The sequence below is a fragment of the Leisingera sp. F5 genome (assembly GCF_001593695.1).
The window spans coordinates 1-1806 of the sequence record NZ_LUKH01000713.1 but is presented as its reverse complement, the minus strand read 5'-3'; the positions used below and the strand labels follow the sequence as shown (position 1 = coordinate 1806).

Here is a 1806-nt window from a genome sequence, read left to right as displayed (position 1 = left end):
CCCTCTATTGCAGCTTCTGCGGCAAGAGCCAGCATGAAGTGCGCAAGCTGATCGCAGGCCCCACCGTATTCATTTGCGATGAATGCGTTGAACTGTGCATGGATATCATCCGTGAAGAAACCAAGGCTTCCGGGCTGAAGGCCACCGACGGGGTGCCGACACCCAAGGATATCTGCCAGGTTCTGGATGATTACGTGATCGGTCAGGCCACCGCCAAGCGGGTGCTGTCGGTTGCGGTGCACAATCACTATAAACGTCTGAACCACGCTCAAAAGGCCGGGTCGGACATTGAACTGGCGAAATCGAATATCCTGCTGATCGGTCCCACTGGCTGCGGCAAGACGCTGCTGGCACAGACGCTGGCGCGGATCCTGGATGTGCCGTTCACGATGGCGGATGCCACCACCCTGACCGAGGCCGGTTATGTGGGTGAAGATGTCGAGAACATCATCCTGAAGCTGCTGCAGTCGTCCGAATACAACGTCGAACGCGCGCAGCGCGGCATCGTCTATATCGACGAGGTCGACAAGATCACCCGCAAGTCGGAAAACCCCTCGATCACCCGCGACGTGTCGGGCGAGGGCGTGCAGCAGGCGCTTTTGAAGCTGATGGAGGGCACCGTCGCCTCGGTGCCGCCGCAGGGCGGGCGCAAGCATCCGCAGCAGGAATTCCTGCAGGTGGACACCACCAATATCCTGTTCATCTGCGGCGGTGCGTTTGCCGGGCTGGACAAGATCATCTCGGCTCGCGGCAAGGGCTCGGCCATGGGCTTTGGCGCCGATGTGCGCGACAATGATGACCGCGGCGTCGGCGAAGTGTTCCAGGAGCTGGAACCGGAAGATCTGCTGAAATTCGGCCTGATCCCGGAATTTGTCGGCCGTCTGCCGGTGCTGGCAACGCTGGAGGATCTGGACGAGGACGCGCTGGTCATCATCCTGACCCAGCCCAAGAACGCCCTGGTCAAGCAGTATCAGCGCCTGTTCGAGCTGGAAGACACCGAGCTGGACTTTACCGAAGAGGCGCTGAGCGCGATTGCCCGCAAGGCAATCGAACGCAAGACCGGTGCGCGCGGGCTGCGCTCGATCATGGAGGATATCCTGCTGGATACCATGTTCGACCTGCCGGGCATGGACAGTGTGACCAAGGTGGTTGTCAATGAGGAGGCGGTGACCTCGGACGCGCAGCCGCTGATGATCCATGCGGATGCCGAGAAGGAGCCGGCATCTGCCGGGTGAACATCTGGAAGGTTTCTCAAACGGCGCGGTGATCTCCGCGCCGTTTGTTTTTGGGGGCAGGTATGATGGGGGCGCTGCCCCCGCAGCGGTGAACCGCTGCTCCCCCGGGATATTTTGAGCCAGTAGAAGGGGCTGGATTATGATCAGACGGATTTCATCCGGTGGAGAGTTCGAAGCCAAAATCGGCTATTGCCGCGCTGTTGTGGCCGGCGGATTTGTGCATGTGGCTGGCACTGTCGGCCAGGGAGATGATGTGGTGGCACAGTGCCAGTCGGCGCTGGACACCATTGGCGGTGCCTTGGAAAAGGCAGGCGCAAGTTTTGCAGATGTGGTGCGGGTGAACTATTACCTTCCTGATGCGGCGGAATTCGAACCCTGCTGGCCGGTGCTGGCCGAAGCCTTTGGCGCCAACCCGCCCGCGGCGACTATGATCGAGTGCAATCTGATCGATCCCAAGTTCCGCATCGAGATCGAAGTGACGGCACTGGCGCCAGCGGAAGGCTGATCCTTCAAGGCGTCCGTAAATCCGCGTGAAGCAAAACTGCCAATTCCCGCCGGGGGTCTTCCGTTA

At 60.4% G+C, this 1806-nt stretch carries 2 protein-coding genes; both read left to right on the top strand.

Annotated features, from left to right (window positions below; all coding sequences use genetic code 11):
- Positions 1–1235, top strand: a 1235-nt coding sequence (gene clpX / locus A2I95_RS35135) for an ATP-dependent Clp protease ATP-binding subunit ClpX (RefSeq protein WP_291737192.1), incomplete at its 5' end; no start/stop codon positions are given.
- 139 nt (positions 1236–1374) lie between these two features.
- Positions 1375–1740, top strand: a complete 366-nt coding sequence (locus tag A2I95_RS35130; protein WP_291737190.1) for a RidA family protein — start codon at positions 1375–1377, stop codon at positions 1738–1740.
- Positions 1741–1806: the final 66 nt, after the last annotated feature.